Annotated in this window: 16 protein-coding genes; 4 read left to right on the top strand and 12 right to left on the bottom strand. The window is 29.1% G+C overall.

Annotated elements, in window-relative coordinates; genetic code table 11:
* Window positions 1-24: 24 nt before the first annotated feature.
* From ACTG45_RS14870 to ACTG45_RS14835, 8 genes are all read right to left on the bottom strand, one after another.
* Window positions 25-174 carry a methyltransferase family protein gene (locus ACTG45_RS14870; protein WP_479919272.1) on the bottom strand — a complete coding sequence of 50 codons (150 nt, stop codon included), beginning with the start codon at window positions 172-174 and terminating at the stop codon, window positions 25-27.
* On the bottom strand, window positions 167-496 hold the full coding sequence (locus ACTG45_RS14865) for a methyltransferase (protein ID WP_479919271.1): 330 nt from the start codon (window positions 494-496) through the stop codon (window positions 167-169). Before ACTG45_RS14865 ends, ACTG45_RS14870 begins: the two co-directional genes overlap by 8 nt.
* Window positions 497-889: 393 nt before the next feature.
* Complete coding sequence (locus ACTG45_RS14860; protein ID WP_479919270.1) at window positions 890-1,822, bottom strand: CAP domain-containing protein; 933 nt, start codon at window positions 1,820-1,822, stop codon at window positions 890-892.
* Between the two features lie 407 nt (window positions 1,823-2,229).
* Complete coding sequence (locus ACTG45_RS14855; protein WP_021385488.1) at window positions 2,230-3,564, bottom strand: GntP family permease; 1,335 nt, start codon at window positions 3,562-3,564, stop codon at window positions 2,230-2,232.
* A 59-nt stretch (window positions 3,565-3,623) separates the two neighbouring features.
* Window positions 3,624-4,400, bottom strand: a complete 777-nt coding sequence (locus ACTG45_RS14850; RefSeq protein WP_021385548.1) for a 3-hydroxybutyrate dehydrogenase — start codon at window positions 4,398-4,400, stop codon at window positions 3,624-3,626.
* Window positions 4,401-4,476: 76 nt separating this feature from the next.
* The gene (locus tag ACTG45_RS14845) at window positions 4,477-5,142 is read right to left on the bottom strand and encodes a 3-oxoacid CoA-transferase subunit B (protein WP_479919269.1); all 666 of its coding nucleotides are present in this window, start codon (window positions 5,140-5,142) and stop codon (window positions 4,477-4,479) included.
* On the bottom strand, window positions 5,142-5,798 hold the full coding sequence (locus ACTG45_RS14840) for a CoA transferase subunit A (RefSeq protein ID WP_479919268.1): 657 nt from the start codon (window positions 5,796-5,798) through the stop codon (window positions 5,142-5,144). The genes ACTG45_RS14845 and ACTG45_RS14840 overlap by 1 nt, the downstream gene beginning before the upstream one ends.
* 8 nt (window positions 5,799-5,806) lie before the next feature.
* Entirely contained in the window at window positions 5,807-6,985 is a 1,179-nt protein-coding gene (locus tag ACTG45_RS14835) for an acetyl-CoA C-acetyltransferase (RefSeq protein ID WP_021385519.1), read from the bottom strand.
* A 352-nt stretch (window positions 6,986-7,337) separates the two neighbouring features.
* On the opposite strand from ACTG45_RS14835, the gene ACTG45_RS14830 reads away from it, so the two are divergent.
* The gene (locus ACTG45_RS14830) at window positions 7,338-8,240 is read left to right on the top strand and encodes a LysR family transcriptional regulator (protein WP_021385361.1); all 903 of its coding nucleotides are present in this window, start codon (window positions 7,338-7,340) and stop codon (window positions 8,238-8,240) included.
* Between the two features lie 227 nt (window positions 8,241-8,467).
* On the opposite strand, the gene ACTG45_RS14825 is transcribed toward ACTG45_RS14830, so the two are convergent.
* The 3 genes from ACTG45_RS14825 to ACTG45_RS14815 all read right to left on the bottom strand — a co-directional run bounded on the left by ACTG45_RS14825 (window position 8,468) and on the right by ACTG45_RS14815 (window position 11,945).
* Window positions 8,468-9,280 (bottom strand): ABC transporter permease, encoded by an 813-nt coding sequence (locus ACTG45_RS14825; RefSeq protein WP_021385410.1) that lies wholly within the window; start codon window positions 9,278-9,280, stop codon window positions 8,468-8,470.
* Window positions 9,281-9,282: 2 nt separating this feature from the next.
* Entirely contained in the window at window positions 9,283-10,242 is a 960-nt protein-coding gene (locus ACTG45_RS14820; RefSeq protein ID WP_021385424.1) for an ABC transporter permease, read from the bottom strand.
* 134 nt (window positions 10,243-10,376) lie between these two features.
* The gene (locus ACTG45_RS14815) at window positions 10,377-11,945 is read right to left on the bottom strand and encodes an ABC transporter substrate-binding protein (protein ID WP_479919267.1); all 1,569 of its coding nucleotides are present in this window, start codon (window positions 11,943-11,945) and stop codon (window positions 10,377-10,379) included.
* 217 nt (window positions 11,946-12,162) lie between these two features.
* Between ACTG45_RS14815 and ACTG45_RS14810 the strand changes: the two genes are divergently transcribed.
* The 3 genes from ACTG45_RS14810 to ACTG45_RS14800 all read left to right on the top strand — a co-directional run bounded on the left by ACTG45_RS14810 (window position 12,163) and on the right by ACTG45_RS14800 (window position 16,302).
* Window positions 12,163-13,140, top strand: coding sequence for an ABC transporter ATP-binding protein (locus tag ACTG45_RS14810; protein ID WP_021385515.1), 978 nt, complete (start codon window positions 12,163-12,165; stop codon window positions 13,138-13,140).
* Window positions 13,141-14,112, top strand: coding sequence for an ABC transporter ATP-binding protein (locus tag ACTG45_RS14805; protein ID WP_021385557.1), 972 nt, complete (start codon window positions 13,141-13,143; stop codon window positions 14,110-14,112).
* Between the two features lie 150 nt (window positions 14,113-14,262).
* Complete coding sequence (locus ACTG45_RS14800; RefSeq protein WP_479919266.1) at window positions 14,263-16,302, top strand: cation:proton antiporter; 2,040 nt, start codon at window positions 14,263-14,265, stop codon at window positions 16,300-16,302.
* 91 nt (window positions 16,303-16,393) lie between these two features.
* Here the strand turns inward: ACTG45_RS14800 and ACTG45_RS14795 are convergent, their stop codons facing one another.
* Window positions 16,394-17,263, bottom strand: a complete 870-nt coding sequence (locus ACTG45_RS14795; RefSeq protein WP_021385525.1) for an AraC family transcriptional regulator — start codon at window positions 17,261-17,263, stop codon at window positions 16,394-16,396.
* Window positions 17,264-17,364: the final 101 nt, after the last annotated feature.

The raw sequence follows: 17,364 nt of genomic DNA, 5'->3' as shown, positions 1-17,364 counted from the left end.
GACACCTCCTTTTTCTATAAAATATTAAAATTTTGTTTCTGTATTTTGAATATCTTTTTTTAGTGATATTTTAGGAAGAAACATTCCAGTTTTTTTACAGTAAGTAATATAATCATTTCCAAATTCATTTATCATCTCATTTTCTTCTTTCTTTGCTAATCTATAATTATACAATTACTAGTATAGGCCACATGATTAAAAGAGGAATAGTTGCCCATTCAAATATTATACCAAGTGTTATTAGTAAACACCCTGTATATTGTGGATGTATTATATGGTTATAAATTCCTTTTGTTACTAATATTCCTTTTCCATTCTCATATCTCCAATATTTTTTATATATTGTTCTCCAGCCCAAAACCACTAGTAAGGCACCTATGACATTTAAGATTATACATATATACATTCTGAGGTGACCAATATATTGATTTAATGTATGTCCACATAAGATGCCATCTGGTAATTGTTTGCCAAAAAAACATGCTACGAAATACATACTCATTGGTATACCAAACATTTCAAGAGTGTAAGCTATTATAAATGCTAGATAGGCTGTAGTGGGTTTTCTTTGGCCCTTTTTGTAAAAAGGCAGAAATAATTTTATCTGTTTTCACGTTTTTACTTGACCCAGGTACTTTTACTTGGGATAAAGAAGAAAGAAATAGTAAATTAAAAGCATTAAGTTTAATTTTAGAGAAAACTTTAATGGCACCTGAAGGAAGCTTTGATTTTTTTACGAATGACTTTTAAAGTATATATTATTAAATACTGTTTATACTGTATTTATTTGTATTTAATAGTTTTGAATATAGATACAAAAGAGTACCTCATTTGTGATTTTTTTAATCATTTAGAGATACTCTTTTGATGTATATTGAAAAAGAGTATTTTATCCTACAAAGATTTGTGTCCAATAAATTGAACCACCACTTTTTTGTGCTACTCCAACACCTATTTTACTAAAATTTGGATTTAGTATGTTTTTTCTGTGACCTTCAGAATTCATCCATGCATTTACAACTTCTTTTGGAGTTTTTTGACCCATAGCTATATTTTCACCAGCTGTTTTATAGCTTATCCCAAACTTCTTCAACATGTCGAATGGAGAACCATAAGTTGGAGAATTATGTGAAAAATAATTGTTATCAATCATATCTTGAGATTTCTTTGTAGCAACATTTGATACAGAAGAATCAAGTGTAAGAGGATTTAATCCAGCTTTAGATCTTTCTATATTTACTAAGTCAACGACTTCCTTTTGATAAGCTGAAAAATTTCCATTTGTAGAACCTGAATTATCATTATCTTCAGGTTTATTAGAATCTGAGTTGTTGTTATCCTCAGGTTTATTAGTAGAGCCTGAATTGTTATCTTCAGGTTTGTTAGAATCTGAGTTATTATTATCCTCAGGTTTATCAGTAGAACCTGAATTATTGTTGTCCTCAGGTTTATTAGTAGAACCTGAATTATTGTTATCCTCAGGTTTATTAGTAGAACCTGAGTTATTATTATCTTCAGGCTTATTAGTAGAACCTGAATTATTATTGTCCTCAGGTTTGTTAGTGTTATTGCAATTCTTGTCATTATGATTCTTATCTTTGCAAGAATTATCTTTATCAGGCTTAAGCTCTGGTTTTACAGAACAATTTGGTTTTGCTGAAAATTTGTATTTAGTATTACTGTATACTAAACTTTTGTTACTTAGATTTACATTGTTTTCAAGTGATGAAGCACTTGCAGTAACAGCACTAGAAGCTGTAGCTAAGGTTAACACTCCTAAAGCTAACATAGTTTTTAATTTTGTTGGTATATTTTTTCTCATTATAAACACCTCTCAATCTAAAAATTCTAAAAATGTTACTAATTTGTAACCTTTAGTGTAGGGGTACCCGTGCATCTATACTAACATAAGAACAAGCATTTTTTTACTGTAAAGATATGTAAAAAAAATATACATGGAATAAATAGGTATATTTAGGAGCATTCGATAATTTATGTTATAAATCTGTATAGTATGGAATTACTAGTATAGAGAAAAAAATATTTTTATAATAATCTCACCATGTAAATTTATGGCTACTATAAAATTTTTTATATAGTTATTGAGATTTATTCAATATATGACTTAATATCAGTAATACATTATCATTGTTTAAGTTTTTGAGAAATAAAAAAGTCATCTACTAGAATAGATGACCTTTTATATGATAAATTATAATATATTTTAGTTTAATATAGAAGTAATCCTAACGTAATTACTATGATTTCTGCTATTAATGAGCCAACTGCAACTACAATGAAAGTTTCTTTAAATCCAGTTTTATGTGTTAACTTAGATAAACTTAAGAATGTAAGAAAAACACCACTTTGTGGAACTATAGTAAGTATATTTGAAGCTATTGTAGCAACACGATGAATTAATTCTGGATTCAGACCAGTGCTTAAATAATAATCTGCGAAGTTTGGCATTACTATTCCCAATGCACCAGAAGATGAACCTGTTATTGCTGACATTGTTGAAGTTAATACAGTAAGACTTATAAGTGGGCTACCTGGTATTGACATAATAAGTTTACTGAAGACATTAAAACCTGGTGCGGTCATTATTACTGCTCCAAATGCAACAGCAGAAGATGTTGCAAATATAGGTCCTATAGAACCACTAGCTCCTATGCTCAGTGTCTGTATCTTGGATGATAAAAATTTACGGAATAAAAATGCAGATAAAAGAATTGCAACTATTAAAGCTATGTAAATTACATTTTTTTTCAAAAACTCTGAACCAAAAGTACTTCCAACTATTGCTATAATTACAAGTGCTAATAGAGGAAAAATACTGGCAAAAAATCCTGGTAATTCTCTATCTAAAGATTCTTCTTCTGATTCTGAAGTATAAGTTGCATAAGTTTCACCTTTTTTAATACTTTTGTTTAGAGCATATTTCATGTAGACAAGTCCAAACACAGCACAACCGATACTACCTGCAATACTTGGTATAATAGCTGCAGTAAGAGAAGTATTTAGATATTGAATAGGAATAACATTTTGAATGGCTGGTGTTCCAGGAATCATAGTCATAGTAATTGTCGCAATTCCAAGCCAAAGAGGTATCTGAATAAGGTTCCAAGAAATATCAAGTTTTTTAAATAGAGTTCTTGCAAGTGGAATGACTGCGAACATAACTACAAATAAACTTATACCACCGTATGTTAATATAAAACTTACTATGAATATAGCAACTAAAACTCTATAAGGATGCTTAGAGCCGAATTTGCTTAAAATAAAATCTGCTATAGATACAGTGGCTCCACTTTCTTCCATAAATTTAGCAAGTATTGAGCCTAATAAGAATATTGCAAAATAGCTCATTATATAGTTTCCAAGTGCTCCCATGTAATTATTTTTACCAGCACCTAGCATAGATGTTACAATATCCATTCTATTTAAGAGAACAACTATTAAAGTTGCTATTGGAGCAGCTATAGTTATATGAATTTCTTTAACTGAAAAATATATAATAGCTATAATACCAATAATTATACCAATTGGTGCGATAATACTCATAAATATACCTCCTTATTAGAAGGACTTGAAGAATAGTTTCTTCAAGCCCTAAATATAATCTACTGTGCAGTATATCCTCCATCTAGTAGGCAAGCTTGTCCTGTAATTCCTTTAGCTTTATCACTTGCTAAAAACATAGCATAATCTGCAATTTCTTGAACATCTAATAGACGTTTTTGTGGTACAAGTGGGTATAAAACTTCTTCTAAGACATTTTCTAATGGTATGTTACGAGTTTTTGAAAGGTCATTAAACTGACCTCTAACAAGTGGAGTATCTACATATCCAGGGCATAAAGCATTAACTGTTATACCAGAATCAGCAGCTTCAAGGGCAGCAACTTTTGTCAAGCCTATAAGACCATGTTTTGCTGAGTTATAAGCAGCTTTACCAGCAAATCCTATTACACCATTGATTGAAGCCATATTTATTATACGACCAAATCCTTGTTTTTTCATTATAGGGAATACTTTTTTAGTAGCTATAAAAGGAGCTGTTAGCATTATTTTTATCATAAATTCAAATTTATCAGTTGGAAAATCTTCTATCATAGAAACATGTTGAAGTCCAGCATTGTTTATTAATATATCTAATCTGCCATACTTTTCAACAGTTTTGTCTATAGCGTGGTTAATTTCTTCTTCTTTAGTTACATCACACTTTACATTCATGCAATCATAGCCTTCTTTTTGTAGTTCTGTTGTAACCTTGTTTAAGGCTTCTTGATTTATGTCAGAGAACATTACTTTAGCACCACTTTTTAAAAATGATTCAGCTATTTGCTTACCTATTCCACTTGCAGCTCCTGTTACGAATACAACTTTATCTTTAACCATTTTCATTTCCTCCAATTTTATTTTATTTTTATATTAATATTTTAAATAATTTAAATTATTTTTATTTTTAATCAATTTAAACAACAGATATGTTTCCATTTAATGAATCTGGTAATATTAAAGGTGCTTCAGTAGCAGAAATAACATCATCCAATGTGAAAGCAGGATTTATTTCCTTAAGTAAAATTCCATCTGATGTTACTTCCATAACTCCCATTTCAGTAACTATCAAATCTACAGCATTGGTTGCAGTAAGTGGGAGAGTACAATTATTTAATATTTTTGCAGAACCTTTTGAAGTATGTTCCATTGCTACAATAACTCTCTTAGCTCCAGTTACTAGGTCCATAGCTCCTCCCATACCTGGAACCATCTTACCTGGAATCATATAGTTTGCTATATTGCCATATTTATCAACTTGAAGTGCACCAAGAACTGTTATATCTACATGACCACCTCTGATTATTCCAAAAGATGTAGCACTATCAAAGAAACACCCTCCAGGAAGTATAGTAACTGGCTGACCACCAGCATTTACAATGGTTTCATCACTTAAATTACTATTTTCAGCTGCTCCTAAACCTAGAAAACCATTTTCAGATTGCAAGATAACGTTTACATCATCTGGAATATAATTTGCTACTTTAGTTGGTAGACCTATACCAAGGTTTACAACAGCTCCATCTTTTAATTCCTTAGAAACTCTATTTGCAATATATTCTTGTATTTCTAATTTATCCATTATAAATTACCCCCTTTAACGATGTAATTCACAAAAATACCTGGTGTAGTAACTTCATTTGGGTTAATATCGCCAATTTCAACTATTTCATCTGCTTCAACTATTGTAATCTTAGCAGCTGAAGCCATTAAATTATTAAAATTGTTCATAGAACCCTTATAAACGAGATTACCTGCCTTATCAACCTTTGATGCAAATAGAAGAGCGACATCTGCATGAATTGGCTTTTCAAGAAGGTATTCTCTATCATCTACGACGATTTTTTGCTTTCCTTCCTCAACAAGAGTACCAATACCAGTAGGTGTTAAGATACCTCCTAAGCCATAACCAGCTGCACGTATTTGTTCAGCAAGAGTTCCTTGAGGAACCAATTCAACTTCTGTTTCATTATTATTCATTTGTCTACCAGTTTCTTTATTTAATCCTATGTGGGAAGCAATTATCTTTTTGAACTGCTTATTTACAACCATTTTTCCAACACCTCTGTCAATAAAGCCAGTATCATTACAAATTAGTGTTAAATCTTTTATATTCTCATTGCATAAATAATCAATCAAACTTTCTGGTGAACCATTAGCCATGAATCCACCAACCATTATTGTATCTCCATCTTTTACATGAGATAGAGCTTCATTGATGCTAACTATTTTATTCATATTTCCTCCTATCGTGAAACCACCATTGATATTCCTTGACCGCCACCAATACAAAGCGTTGCAAGACCAGTTTTAGCTTTACGTTTTTGCATTTCATAAAGTAGGGTAACAAGTATTCTAGCACCACTTGCTCCTATTGGATGTCCTAATGCTATTGCACCACCATTAACATTTAACTTTGATGAGTCTATTTGAAGTTCGTTTTTAACAGCTAGTGCTTGAGAAGCAAATGCTTCATTTGCCTCTATTAAGTCTATATCATTAATATTAAGTCCAGCTTTTTCTAGTGCTTTTCTAGTCGCAGGAATTGGACCAGTACCCATTATTTCAGGTTCAACACCAGCCGATGCATATGACTTTATTTTAGCAAGTGGTTTAATTCCTAGTTCGTCTGCTTTTTGTTGACTCATTAATATCAACATAGCTGCACCATCATTGATACCTGATGCATTTCCAGCTGTTACAGTGCCATCTTTTTTGAATGCAGGCTTAAGCTTAGATAAACCTTCAAATGTCATACCAAATTTAGGATATTCATCTGTATCAATGGTCTCTACCTTACCACGGCGTACTAAAATATCTACTGGAACGATTTCGTCTTTAAAACGATTGCTTTTTATAGCTTTCTCAGCTTTATTTTGACTTTCTAATGCTAGATTATCTTGCATTTCTCTAGTAAATTCAAATTTAGTGGCAATATTTTCTGCAGTTATCCCCATATGGTATTGATTGAAAGCATCAATAAGACCATCAGTTAACATGCTATCTACCATAGTTATATTGCCCATCTTACTACCAAAGCGAGCAGTTTGGACAATATAAGGAGCTTGACTCATATTTTCAGTACCACCTGCGATGACTACATCATTTTCTCCAGATGAGATTGATTGAGCAGCTAGTTGAACACTTTTAAGTCCTGAGCCACATAATTTATTTACTGTATAACTTGGGACAGAATTTGGTATACCTGCATTTATAGCAATTTGTCTAGAGACATTTTGTCCAAGTCCTGCTTGTAATACATTTCCAATTATTACTTCATCTATTTCAGATAAATTAAGACCTATACGTGATATCGCTTCTTTAACAGCGATAGTTCCAAGTTGGACAGCAGAAGTATTTTTAAATACCCCTCCAAAACTTCCTATAGGTGTTCTGACTGCTGATACGATTACTACATTTTTCATGTCTAATAGCTACCTTTCTTGAATGATGATTAAAAATTTTCTGAATAAAAAGATTATGGAACACTATAATAAATTACTTCTAATACAAGCTTGATTTTAAGTATTTCGATTATTTTTATTCCTAATGCTTTAGGTTTTCCTGTTTCTAATTATAGATTACGGCGAAAAAAGCGTTTTGTCTAAGTCTAATTTTTTATATAGTGTATAAGAAAAATTTATAGGACAGAAATTTATGGCATGTTTAGAAAAATATTTTGTTAAAATATTAATGAAATTATGTTGATTTTCCTATAGAATATTATTATAAGAAAAAATATAATCTAAACTATACTTTTGAGAAAGGTGGTTTAAAATGGACATAAAACAGTTAAAATATTTTGTTGAGATAGTGAAATCTGGTTTTAATTTATCAATAGCATCTAAGACACTTCATATATCTCAACCAGCACTGAGTCAAATCATAAAAAATTTCGAAGAAAGTGAAGATGTATATTTATTTGAGAGGTATAAAGGCAGATTAAATGGGTTAACACCAGCAGGAGAGAGATTTTATGTAAATGCAGAACATATTATAAATGAATACAAAAACATGATGGAAGATTTAAGGGAAGATTCAGTTCAATTTAAAGGTAAAGTTAGAATAGGAATACCACCACTTATACTTGGAATAGCCTTTTCAGATGTAGTTGCACAGCTAGTTGCAAACAATCCAGATATAGAATTTGACATAGTAGAGAAGGGAGCCTATGATTTAAATAGAATGCTTATCTTACAAGAATTAGATTATGCAGTACTATTACACCCACATAAAATTGATAAAAGTGTAGTGACTGAACATGTGCTTCAAGAAGATGAACTTACAGCTTTTTTAAATGTAAATCATCCACTTGCTAAAAAAGATAAGATAGACTGGAACGATTTGAATGAGCAGTTACTTGCAATATTTAATCCTACTTTTATGATACATCATAAGTTAATGCAAAAGTTTACTGATGAAAATGTAAAGTTAAAAAGATACATCATGTCTGGATCATGGGATTTTTTATTGTTATCAACCACAAACTCTGACTTTATAACCATTCTACCATCACCAGTCCACGATTTCTTTGAGAATAGTAAAATTATAGAAAGACCATTTAATCATCCTATTACATGGAAAGTTGTACTATGTAGACCTAAGAAAGAACGTTACAGCCATGTAGATGAACATGTATTTAAATTTATTATAGATTTCTTTAGTAAAAAGAAATTATAAAAATGTTATTAAAATAACAAAAAAAAGCAAACAAATTTTTAAAAATTACAATAAACTATTAGTTTTTTATCTATATATATGATAGGCGATAATAGATTTTACATATCATGGTGAATTAGTATTGAAAATTATAATATACAAAATATATCTTTTTAAAATAAAAAATAAAAACAGTGAGTATCTATGGATAGTCACTGTTTTTATTTTGTTTTTCTACATAAGGATTATTAAGTATTACTAGAAAACTTTTTACTTATTATAGTCAAACTCATAACTGTTAAAAATATAAGTAGACCTGGAAATACAGCTAAATATAACTTATCAAAAATATGTCTTTGAGCATCTTGAAGCATATTACCCCATGATGCAAGAGGTAATTGTATTCCAAGACCTAAAAAACTAAGAGCAGATTCAGTTAAGATAGCATTAGCAATATTTAATGAGCCTGCAACTACAATAGTTTCTTTCAAGTTTAAAACTATGTGTCTTAATAGTATATTTCTAGTTTTAATACCTGTAGCTTTAGCAGCTATACAGTATTCATTTTCCTTTATTTTTAACGTTTCTCCGCGGACGATTCTTGAGACTTCCATCCAACTTAAAAACCCAATAATTAGTATAATAGTGGAAACTTTAGGTGTCAAATAAGTATTTAGCACAATCAAAACTAAGAAGCTAGGGATACTCATAAGCATATCTACTATCCTCATTAAGAATTGGTCCAACTTACCTCCAATATATCCACTAATAACACCTACAGCAGTACCAAATACTATAGAAATAATCATTGATAAAATACCAACACTAAGTGAAATTCTTCCACCATAAAGAGCTCTAGAAAAATAATCTCTTCCAAGTTCATCTGTACCAAAAATATGTTTTAAAGTAGGTTCTTGAAGTTTAGAAGTAGTGTCAATTGCATTAGAGTCTATATTTAATGTAAAAGAGGCTATAATTAATAGGATGATTATACTGAGAGTAATGCATGCAAAAGCAAAGGATTTGTCTTTTTTTAATTCTTTTAGAATGTTTGTAAACATAGTTAGAACCCTCCCTTGCTGGATTTAATCTTAGGGTCAATTAATAGATATAATATATCAGCAACTAGATTACCTAAAATTAAAAAGAGTGCTGATAGCATAGTTATTGCCATAATTATGGTATAATCTCTTGAAAAAATCGAATCAATCATTAGTCTACCCATACCTGGCCAAGAGAAAACTACTTCTGTAACAAATGCACCAGTAACTAATTTTTGTATACTCATACCAAGAATTGTAACTAATGATGTTAGTGAGTTTTTCAAGACATGTTTAAAGAGTATGACTTTTTCTGATAATCCTTTTGCTCTTGCTGTAACAACATACTGTTTTTTTAATTGTTCACTTACACTAGCTTCTACATAATTTGTAAAAATAGCTGTATTATATAGGCCTAAAGTTATTACAGGTAATACTAAATGTTTTACTAAATCTCCAAGACTATCATTTCCAATAGTATGCATACCTCCTGATGGAAAAACGTTAAATTTAACTGAAAAAATTGAAATGAGTATCATACCTATCCAAAAAGAAGGAATAGAAACACCTATATAATTAAAGATAGATGATATTTTACTAGTTATTGAATTTTTATTTACAGCTAAAAATATTCCAAGAGGTATAGCTACTAATATTGAAAATATTAAAGAAGTTCCCATAAGAATAAATGTATTTCCCATCTTTTCCATAATTTGTTCTGTAACAGGCATATGGTTTATATAAGAAATACCTAGATTTCCACTTAAAGTGTTTTTTAACCAACTTAAGTATCTTATGTATACTGGTTTATCAAGTCCCATGTTAACTCTTATATTTTCAATATCTTGTGCAGACATTAAAGGATTTATATACGCATCTGCTGGGTCACCAGGAGCTAATTCTAAAAGTCCAAATGATAATATAGATATTAAGATTAACATAGGTATTAAAACTTTTACTCTATTTAATATTAATTTCAACATAAATGAATTCTCCTAATTAAGGGAGATGTCTCGTTTTAGAATAATAAAACAATGCAATGGACACTAAGTTCAAAGTTGCCATATTATTTTTAGACATCTCCCTTTTTAATTAATAATATAAAATTTTACATAAATTATTCTACATATAGCTTAGACCAGTCTTCAAATAATATTGCAGGAGATGGTTTAGCATCTTCTATTCCCTTTAAACTTTTTTGAGCTGCCATTAAATTCTGTTCATAATCTATAGTGTAAATAGGTGCATCTTTAGATATATCTTGTTGTATTTGTTTGTATATTTCTTTACGTTTTTCTTTGTCTAATTCAGTAAATCCTTTTTCCCATAAAGCATCTATTTCAGTATTAGAATATTTAGTTTGATTACAGTATTGACCAGTTTCAAACATACCTCTATATGGATTTGGCTCTAATCCCCAAGCATATCCATTTACATACATATCACATTCAGTACCATTACTAAATAATATATTGAAGAAAGCTTTACTTTCATAAGGAACTATTTCAGCTTCTATACCAATTTTTTTCAACTCTTGTTGAGCTACTAAAGCATAGTTTTTATGTCCAAATCTACCTGTGTTATAACCTATTTTTAATTTATCAATTTTAACACCACTTTTAGCTAATAAGTCTTTAGCTTTATTTGTATCTTGGTTATATCCTTCAACACCTTCTTCAGTGTAGAAGTCTGCTTCTGGAACTAATATAGATTTAGCAGGTACAGAACCTTCTTTTCCATATGCTGATTCTATCATTTCGTTTCTATTCAAAGTATATGATAATGCTTGTCTTACTTCTTTATTAGCCATATTTGCTATATTTTGGTTAAATACAATATAATTTAATCTTTCTTCACTATAAGTATAAGTTTGTAAGTTTGAATTTGATTTTGCTTTTTCATATCCTTCAGCAGATGTTTTCATAATTGAAATTTCACCATTATTTAAAGCTGCTTCTTGAGATGCTTCATTAGGTATTATTTTTAATGCGATAGAGTCTGCTTTAGGTTCTCCACCAAAATAATCTGCATTTTTTTCAAATACTATGCTTTCACCTTTTTTCCATTCTTTAAATTTGAATGCCCCAGAACCAACTGGATTATTGTTTTTTTCTGATTTAGCTATATTTGCTTCTCCTTCAAATATATGTTTAGGTATTGGAGCTATTTTAGATATACCATACAAGAAAGATTCACTTGCAGTTGGTAAGGTAATCTTAACAGTTAAATCATCAACTTTTTCTACTTTAACTGGTTTTTCGCCTATCAATAAGTATTGTCTTGATGGTGAATTTTGTTTTTCATCTAAAACTGTATTGAATGTAAATAAAACATCTTCAGCAGTTATTGGTTTTCCATCATGCCATTTTAAGTTGGATTTTAATTTTATAGTTAACTCCTTACTATCTTTAAAATCTACTTTTTCCGCTAGATAATTTACTAAATTTCCTTTTTCGTAAGTATAAAGAGGAGCATAAACTATATTTGATGCAAGAGAATCTTCTTTAACATTTGCAAAAGCTCCATTGATTATGTCAGGATCACTTGCCATAGGAATTACAACAGTTCCACCAGATTTACTTTCTCCTCCTCCACTAGACTTATCTTTATCATTAGAACTACAAGCTGTGAATGTAAGCATTAATGCCGAAACTAAGATTAATGATGCCAATTTTTTGAATTTCATATTCTTATAAAACCTCCATAAAATAATATTTGACGCATATTTTCATTGTATAATAAGAATCATTATTAAATCAATATATATAGAAAATAACTATTATACTGTTTTAATTGATAGAAAAAAAGAATAAAATGTAAGAAAATGTTGTAATTTAAAATTTTATAAAATACAATCAAAAAGTGTATGTTATTTTAAGCAATTTTGCTGAGAGGAGAAAATAATGAATAAAACACTAGTTGAAGTTAGAGATTTAAAAGTTTATTTTCATACAGATAAAGGTATTGTCAAAAGTGTAAATGGAGTAAGTTTTAATATAAATGAAGGTGAAACTATTGGAATAGTTGGAGAATCAGGATGTGGTAAATCTGTAACAGCTATGTCTTTGATGAAGTTACTTCCAACATCAAAAATAGAAGGTGGGGAAATAATATTTCAAGGTAAAGACATTTTAAAGATGAATGAAAATGAACTTATGGGAATAAGAGGAAATGAGATATCTATGATTTTTCAAGAGCCAATGACATCTTTAAATCCAGCATTTACTGTTGGGAATCAAATCATTGAAGGAATTATGTTGCATCAAGATTTATCAAAAGAAGAGGCTAAAAAAAAGGTAATAGATATGATAAAGTTAGTAGAAATACCGAGAGCTGAAGAAATATATAATTCATATCCACATGAGTTATCTGGTGGTATGAGACAGAGAATAATGATAGCTATGGCTTTATCATGTAATCCAAAATTACTTATAGCTGATGAACCAACAACAGCTTTAGATGTTACTATTCAAGCTCAAGTTCTAGATATAATGAAAAATATAAAAGAAAAATTAAACACGTCTATAATGATGATTACACATGATTTGGGAGTAGTTGCAGAAATGTGTGATAAAGTAGCAGTAATGTATGCTGGCAAAATTATAGAAGTAGCAGAGGTTGTTGAATTATTTAAAAATCCAAAACATCCTTATACTATTGGACTTTTAAAGTCAAAACCTATTCTTGGAGAAAACAAAGGAAAAAGATTGTATTCAATTCCAGGACAAGTACCAAACCCAATTGGAATACCAGATTCTTGTTACTTTAGTGATAGATGTGAAAAAGTATGTGATAAATGTAGAACTCAGATACCTCCTTTAATAGAATTGAATGATGGTCATAGTATTGCATGTTGGTTATATACAAAGGAGGAGATATAAATGGAAAGGGAAACAAGTTTATTAAAAGTAGAAGGTCTTAAAAAGTATTTTGAAGTTAAATCTGGATTGTTTGATAAGGAAGTTAAATATGTAAAGGCAGTAGATGGAGTTTCTTTTGATTTAAAAAAAGGAGAAACTTTGGCTATAGTTGGAGAATCAGGATGTGGAAAATCAACTGCTGGAAGAACAATTCTTAGGTTAATTGAAAAAACTGAAGGTAAAGTTGAATTTAATGGTATAGATATATATAAGTTAGAGAAGGAACAACTTAGAAAATTAAGACCCAAAATGCAAATGATATTTCAAGACCCATATAGCTCATTAAATCCAAGATTAAATGTAGAGCAAATAATATCTGAGGCAGTTATAGAACATAATTTAGTACCAAAGAATGAAATAAAAGATAATATACTAAATGTTGTAGAGAATTGTGGACTTTCTAAGTATCATTTAAATAGGAAACCAGGTGAGTTTTCTGGAGGTCAAAGACAGAGAATAGGTATAGCAAGAGCATTAGCATTAAATCCAGAATTTATAGTTTGTGATGAACCTGTCTCTGCACTAGATGTTTCTATTCAATCTCAAATTATAAATTTGCTTATGGATTTACAGGAGAAATATAAACTTTCGTATTTGTTTATATCTCATGACTTGAGCGTGGTAAATCATATTGCACATAGAGTCTGTGTTATGTACCTAGGCTCTATAATAGAAATTGCAACTAAAGAAGAACTTTACTTGCATTCTCAACATCCATACACAAAAGCACTTATGAGTGCAGTACCAATACAAGACCCTACAATTAAGAAAAATAGAATTATATTAAAAGGAGATATACCTTCTCCAACAAACCCACCAAGTGGATGTAAGTTTCATACAAGATGCCCTTATTGTAAAGAAATATGCAAAATAGAAGTTCCAGTTTTAAAAGAAATATCAAGAAATCATTTTGTTTCGTGTCATCTAGTATAGATATTTTCAAAATTAAGAATGACATATATAATACGAATAATAGAATAAATTGAAAATTTTTTGATGCAGATAAAATTATATGCTGTTAATATTAAGTTAGTTGATATATAAGTTTAATCTATAATGTAATTATTGAAAAGAGGGGTAGATGTGTCAATTTTAGTAACATTGTTAGGGTTATTAGTTTGTACAACAATTTCAACTGTACTTAGTAAAAAGTGGAACAGTATTCCTCTTGCAATATATCAAATTGTATTAGGAGTTGTATTGTCTATTTTGCCATTTAAATTCTCATTTTCATTTAATCCAGAAATATTTGTAATATGTATCATAGCTCCATTATTATTTAGTGAAGGTCAAAATGTATCGAGAAAAGAGTTATTAGAACTTAGAAAACCAATTTTACTTCTTGCATTTGGTCTAGTTTTAACAACTGTATTTGCAGGTGGAATCTTTATACATTTTATTATTCCTGAGATGCCTCTGTCAGTTTCATTTGCTCTAGCGGCAGTAATATCTCCAACTGATTTAGTGGCAGTAAAATCAATCACACAAGGGTTAGATTTCCCTAAAAATATGATGAGTATACTTGAAGGGGAATCTCTATTAAATGATGCTGCTGGAGTAGTAGCATTTAAAGTTGCAGTACTTGCTACAGTTACAGGAGTATTTTCAATAAAAGAAGCGGGTATTCAATTTATAATTACTGCTTTTGGAGGAATAATATTAGGATGCCTATTAGGATATATAATTATAAAAATAAGACTTAGTTTACATAAGTGGAATCTAGAAGAAATTCCAATGGTAATAGTTATACAAATAATGACTCCACTTTTTGTGTATTTTGTGGCAGAAGAAGTAGGAGTGTCTGGAATCTTAGCTGTTGTAATGGCAGGAATAGCTCATGGAATTGAAAAAGAACATTTACAAAATACAACTACTAAATTAAGAATAATATCAGATAATACATGGTATGTTTTAGAGTATATATTGAATGGGTTTGTCTTTACATTACTTGGTTTTTTATTGCCAAGCATATATAGGGGACTTAGTACTAAAAATGAAAATATGGCATTGAAATTGACTTTTATTGCTGTTTTAATTGTGCTTATTTTATTCGCTATAAGGTTTATCTGTGTATATTTATGGCATGATTCTTTTATAAAAACTAAGAAGAATCCATTAAATAATTTCTTTAGAGGTTTTTTAGGTTTTAAGAATGAAGAAGTTGTAAAAGACAGTATTTCTAGACATAAATACTCATTAATAGTTGCTACTTGTGGTGTTCATGGTACATTTACACTAGCAACTGCATTGTCCATACCATTTTATCTAGCTAGTGGAGATGTATTTCCGATGAGGGATACTGTTTTATTCATATCATCAGAAGTTATTCTTATAAGTTTGATACTGGCAACAATTTTATTGCCAAGACTATTAAAAAGTGATGTACAAGAGTCAGAATATTTATTATCTGATAAAGAGGCATATCAAATAATTTTGAAAGAAGCTATTTTAAAACTCAGTAATGAAAAAGCACAAGAAGTACAACCAGTTATACATGATTTAAATGAACAGTTGGTAGACTCTGAAAAGGGAATATTAAATACTCCAGATAACAAACTTATAAGTATGATGATTGCACAAGCAGACCATCAGGGATTATTGGCAGTTCAGAAACTATTAGAAGATGGGAAAATTTCTGATAGAGCATTTAAATTGTATAGATTTTATATTACAAAATCAAGAAAATCTGTTCAGAAATCTATATTTAAGATTGCAAAGTTAAAAATAAGTATGTGGATTATAGATAGAAAAGTAAAGATAGAAGTAAAAGAAAAAATTACAAAACTAATATCTGAAAATACAGAAATAATTAAAGAATTTCATCATGCATATGCACTTTCTACTAAAACTGCTATATTATTTATAAATAAAAATACTGCTGAGAATAACAGACATGAATCATTAATAGCAATCAGATTTTATAATCGTTATTTAAATTGGCTAACTAGAAAGATTCAAAATGATGATAAGTTTGAAGCGAAAGTAGAATACTATAGGCTAATGGCAATCCAAAGTGAAAGAGATAGTGTTCAACAATTAGTTGAAACTAGACAAATATCAAGAGAAGTAGCTAAGGAGTTATTGGAGAATATTCTTTATGATGAAATGATGATGATAGAATAATATTTTGAAATATTAGCAAACAAGAGATATTAGTAAGATAAATATACTAATATCTCTTGTATTTATTAACAGAAAATTTATAATAAATAATTTACTCATCTAAAAGAGTAATATCTAAAGGATTTTTATTGTTTATATAATTTTTAGGAGATACACCATAGTACTTTTTAAATGCTCTTACAAAACTAGAATAATCATTGAATCCACATTTACTACAAACTTCACTCATAAGATTGCCATTAATTATTAATGTTTTTGCTAAAATTAATCTTTTTTGAACTATATAATTGTGTATGGATGTTCCAGTATAAGACTTAAATTTTCTCATAAGATAATATTTACTTATAAAAAATTCAGACGATATACTATCTATGGAAAGTTTATTATCTATATTTGAATTTATATAGTTTAATATTTTTTTTATGGTTTCATCATAAAAAACATCTTCTGTTGATTCTATATTTTCATTTTTTAAGAAAATTCTATTTAAGAATATCATAAGTTGTATAAATAGTGTATTCCTCAATATTTCATTTCCAAATTCATTGTTAGATTCAGAAATATTTATTTGTTCAATAAAAGTCTTAATGGATTGAATATCATGTATATTTAAACGCAACCTATTACATTTATTTTCTGTAGCTATTTTAAAACATTTTTCTAAGTCACTAGTAATATCACTATTTTTTTTCATAAATTCTGGGCTAATCCATATTGCAATTCTCTCATAAAATACATTTGAATCTATAACTGGCTTATGGATTTCATTATTACTTATAAAAAGTATATCCCAAGGCTTTAGTTTATAAGGAATCCCTTCAACAAAATAAGTGACATTTCCATCTATAAATATAATTATCTTATTAAAATCGTGATTATGGTATTCAAATTTTATATCTTTTTTGTCCCTAATATTAAATATTTTAAAATTATCATTTAAGTATCCAATTTTTTTATCCATAGTTTTTATATAAGACCTTTCTAGATTTATATTATAGAAAAGTATAGAGCATTTTTTGCAATATTTCAAGCATTTTTAACCATTCACATAGTAAAAAATTC

The sequence above is a fragment of the Clostridioides sp. LIBA-7602 genome (assembly GCF_056688945.1).
Note: the sequence above shows the minus strand (reverse complement) of the source record. Positions and strands in the feature narration are given on the sequence as shown.

What these genes read in the sequence shown, in the direction of transcription:
- ACTG45_RS14865 (WP_479919271.1), bottom strand. Translation starts at nt 496, where the DNA reads ATGTATTTCGTAGCATGTTTTTTTGGCAAACAATTACCAGATGGCATC.
- ACTG45_RS14860 (WP_479919270.1), bottom strand. Translation starts at nt 1,822, where the DNA reads ATGAGAAAAAATATACCAACAAAATTAAAAACTATGTTAGCTTTAGGA.
- ACTG45_RS14855 (WP_021385488.1), bottom strand. Translation starts at nt 3,564, where the DNA reads ATGAGTATTATCGCACCAATTGGTATAATTATTGGTATTATAGCTATT.
- ACTG45_RS14850 (WP_021385548.1), bottom strand. Translation starts at nt 4,400, where the DNA reads ATGGTTAAAGATAAAGTTGTATTCGTAACAGGAGCTGCAAGTGGAATA.
- ACTG45_RS14845 (WP_479919269.1), bottom strand. Translation starts at nt 5,142, where the DNA reads ATGGATAAATTAGAAATACAAGAATATATTGCAAATAGAGTTTCTAAG.
- ACTG45_RS14840 (WP_479919268.1), bottom strand. Translation starts at nt 5,798, where the DNA reads ATGAATAAAATAGTTAGCATCAATGAAGCTCTATCTCATGTAAAAGAT.
- ACTG45_RS14835 (WP_021385519.1), bottom strand. Translation starts at nt 6,985, where the DNA reads ATGAAAAATGTAGTAATCGTATCAGCAGTCAGAACACCTATAGGAAGT.
- ACTG45_RS14830 (WP_021385361.1), top strand. Translation starts at nt 7,338, where the DNA reads ATGGACATAAAACAGTTAAAATATTTTGTTGAGATAGTGAAATCTGGT.
- ACTG45_RS14825 (WP_021385410.1), bottom strand. Translation starts at nt 9,280, where the DNA reads ATGTTTACAAACATTCTAAAAGAATTAAAAAAAGACAAATCCTTTGCT.
- ACTG45_RS14820 (WP_021385424.1), bottom strand. Translation starts at nt 10,242, where the DNA reads ATGTTGAAATTAATATTAAATAGAGTAAAAGTTTTAATACCTATGTTA.
- ACTG45_RS14815 (WP_479919267.1), bottom strand. Translation starts at nt 11,945, where the DNA reads ATGAAATTCAAAAAATTGGCATCATTAATCTTAGTTTCGGCATTAATG.
- ACTG45_RS14810 (WP_021385515.1), top strand. Translation starts at nt 12,163, where the DNA reads ATGAATAAAACACTAGTTGAAGTTAGAGATTTAAAAGTTTATTTTCAT.
- ACTG45_RS14805 (WP_021385557.1), top strand. Translation starts at nt 13,141, where the DNA reads ATGGAAAGGGAAACAAGTTTATTAAAAGTAGAAGGTCTTAAAAAGTAT.
- ACTG45_RS14795 (WP_021385525.1), bottom strand. Translation starts at nt 17,263, where the DNA reads ATGGATAAAAAAATTGGATACTTAAATGATAATTTTAAAATATTTAAT.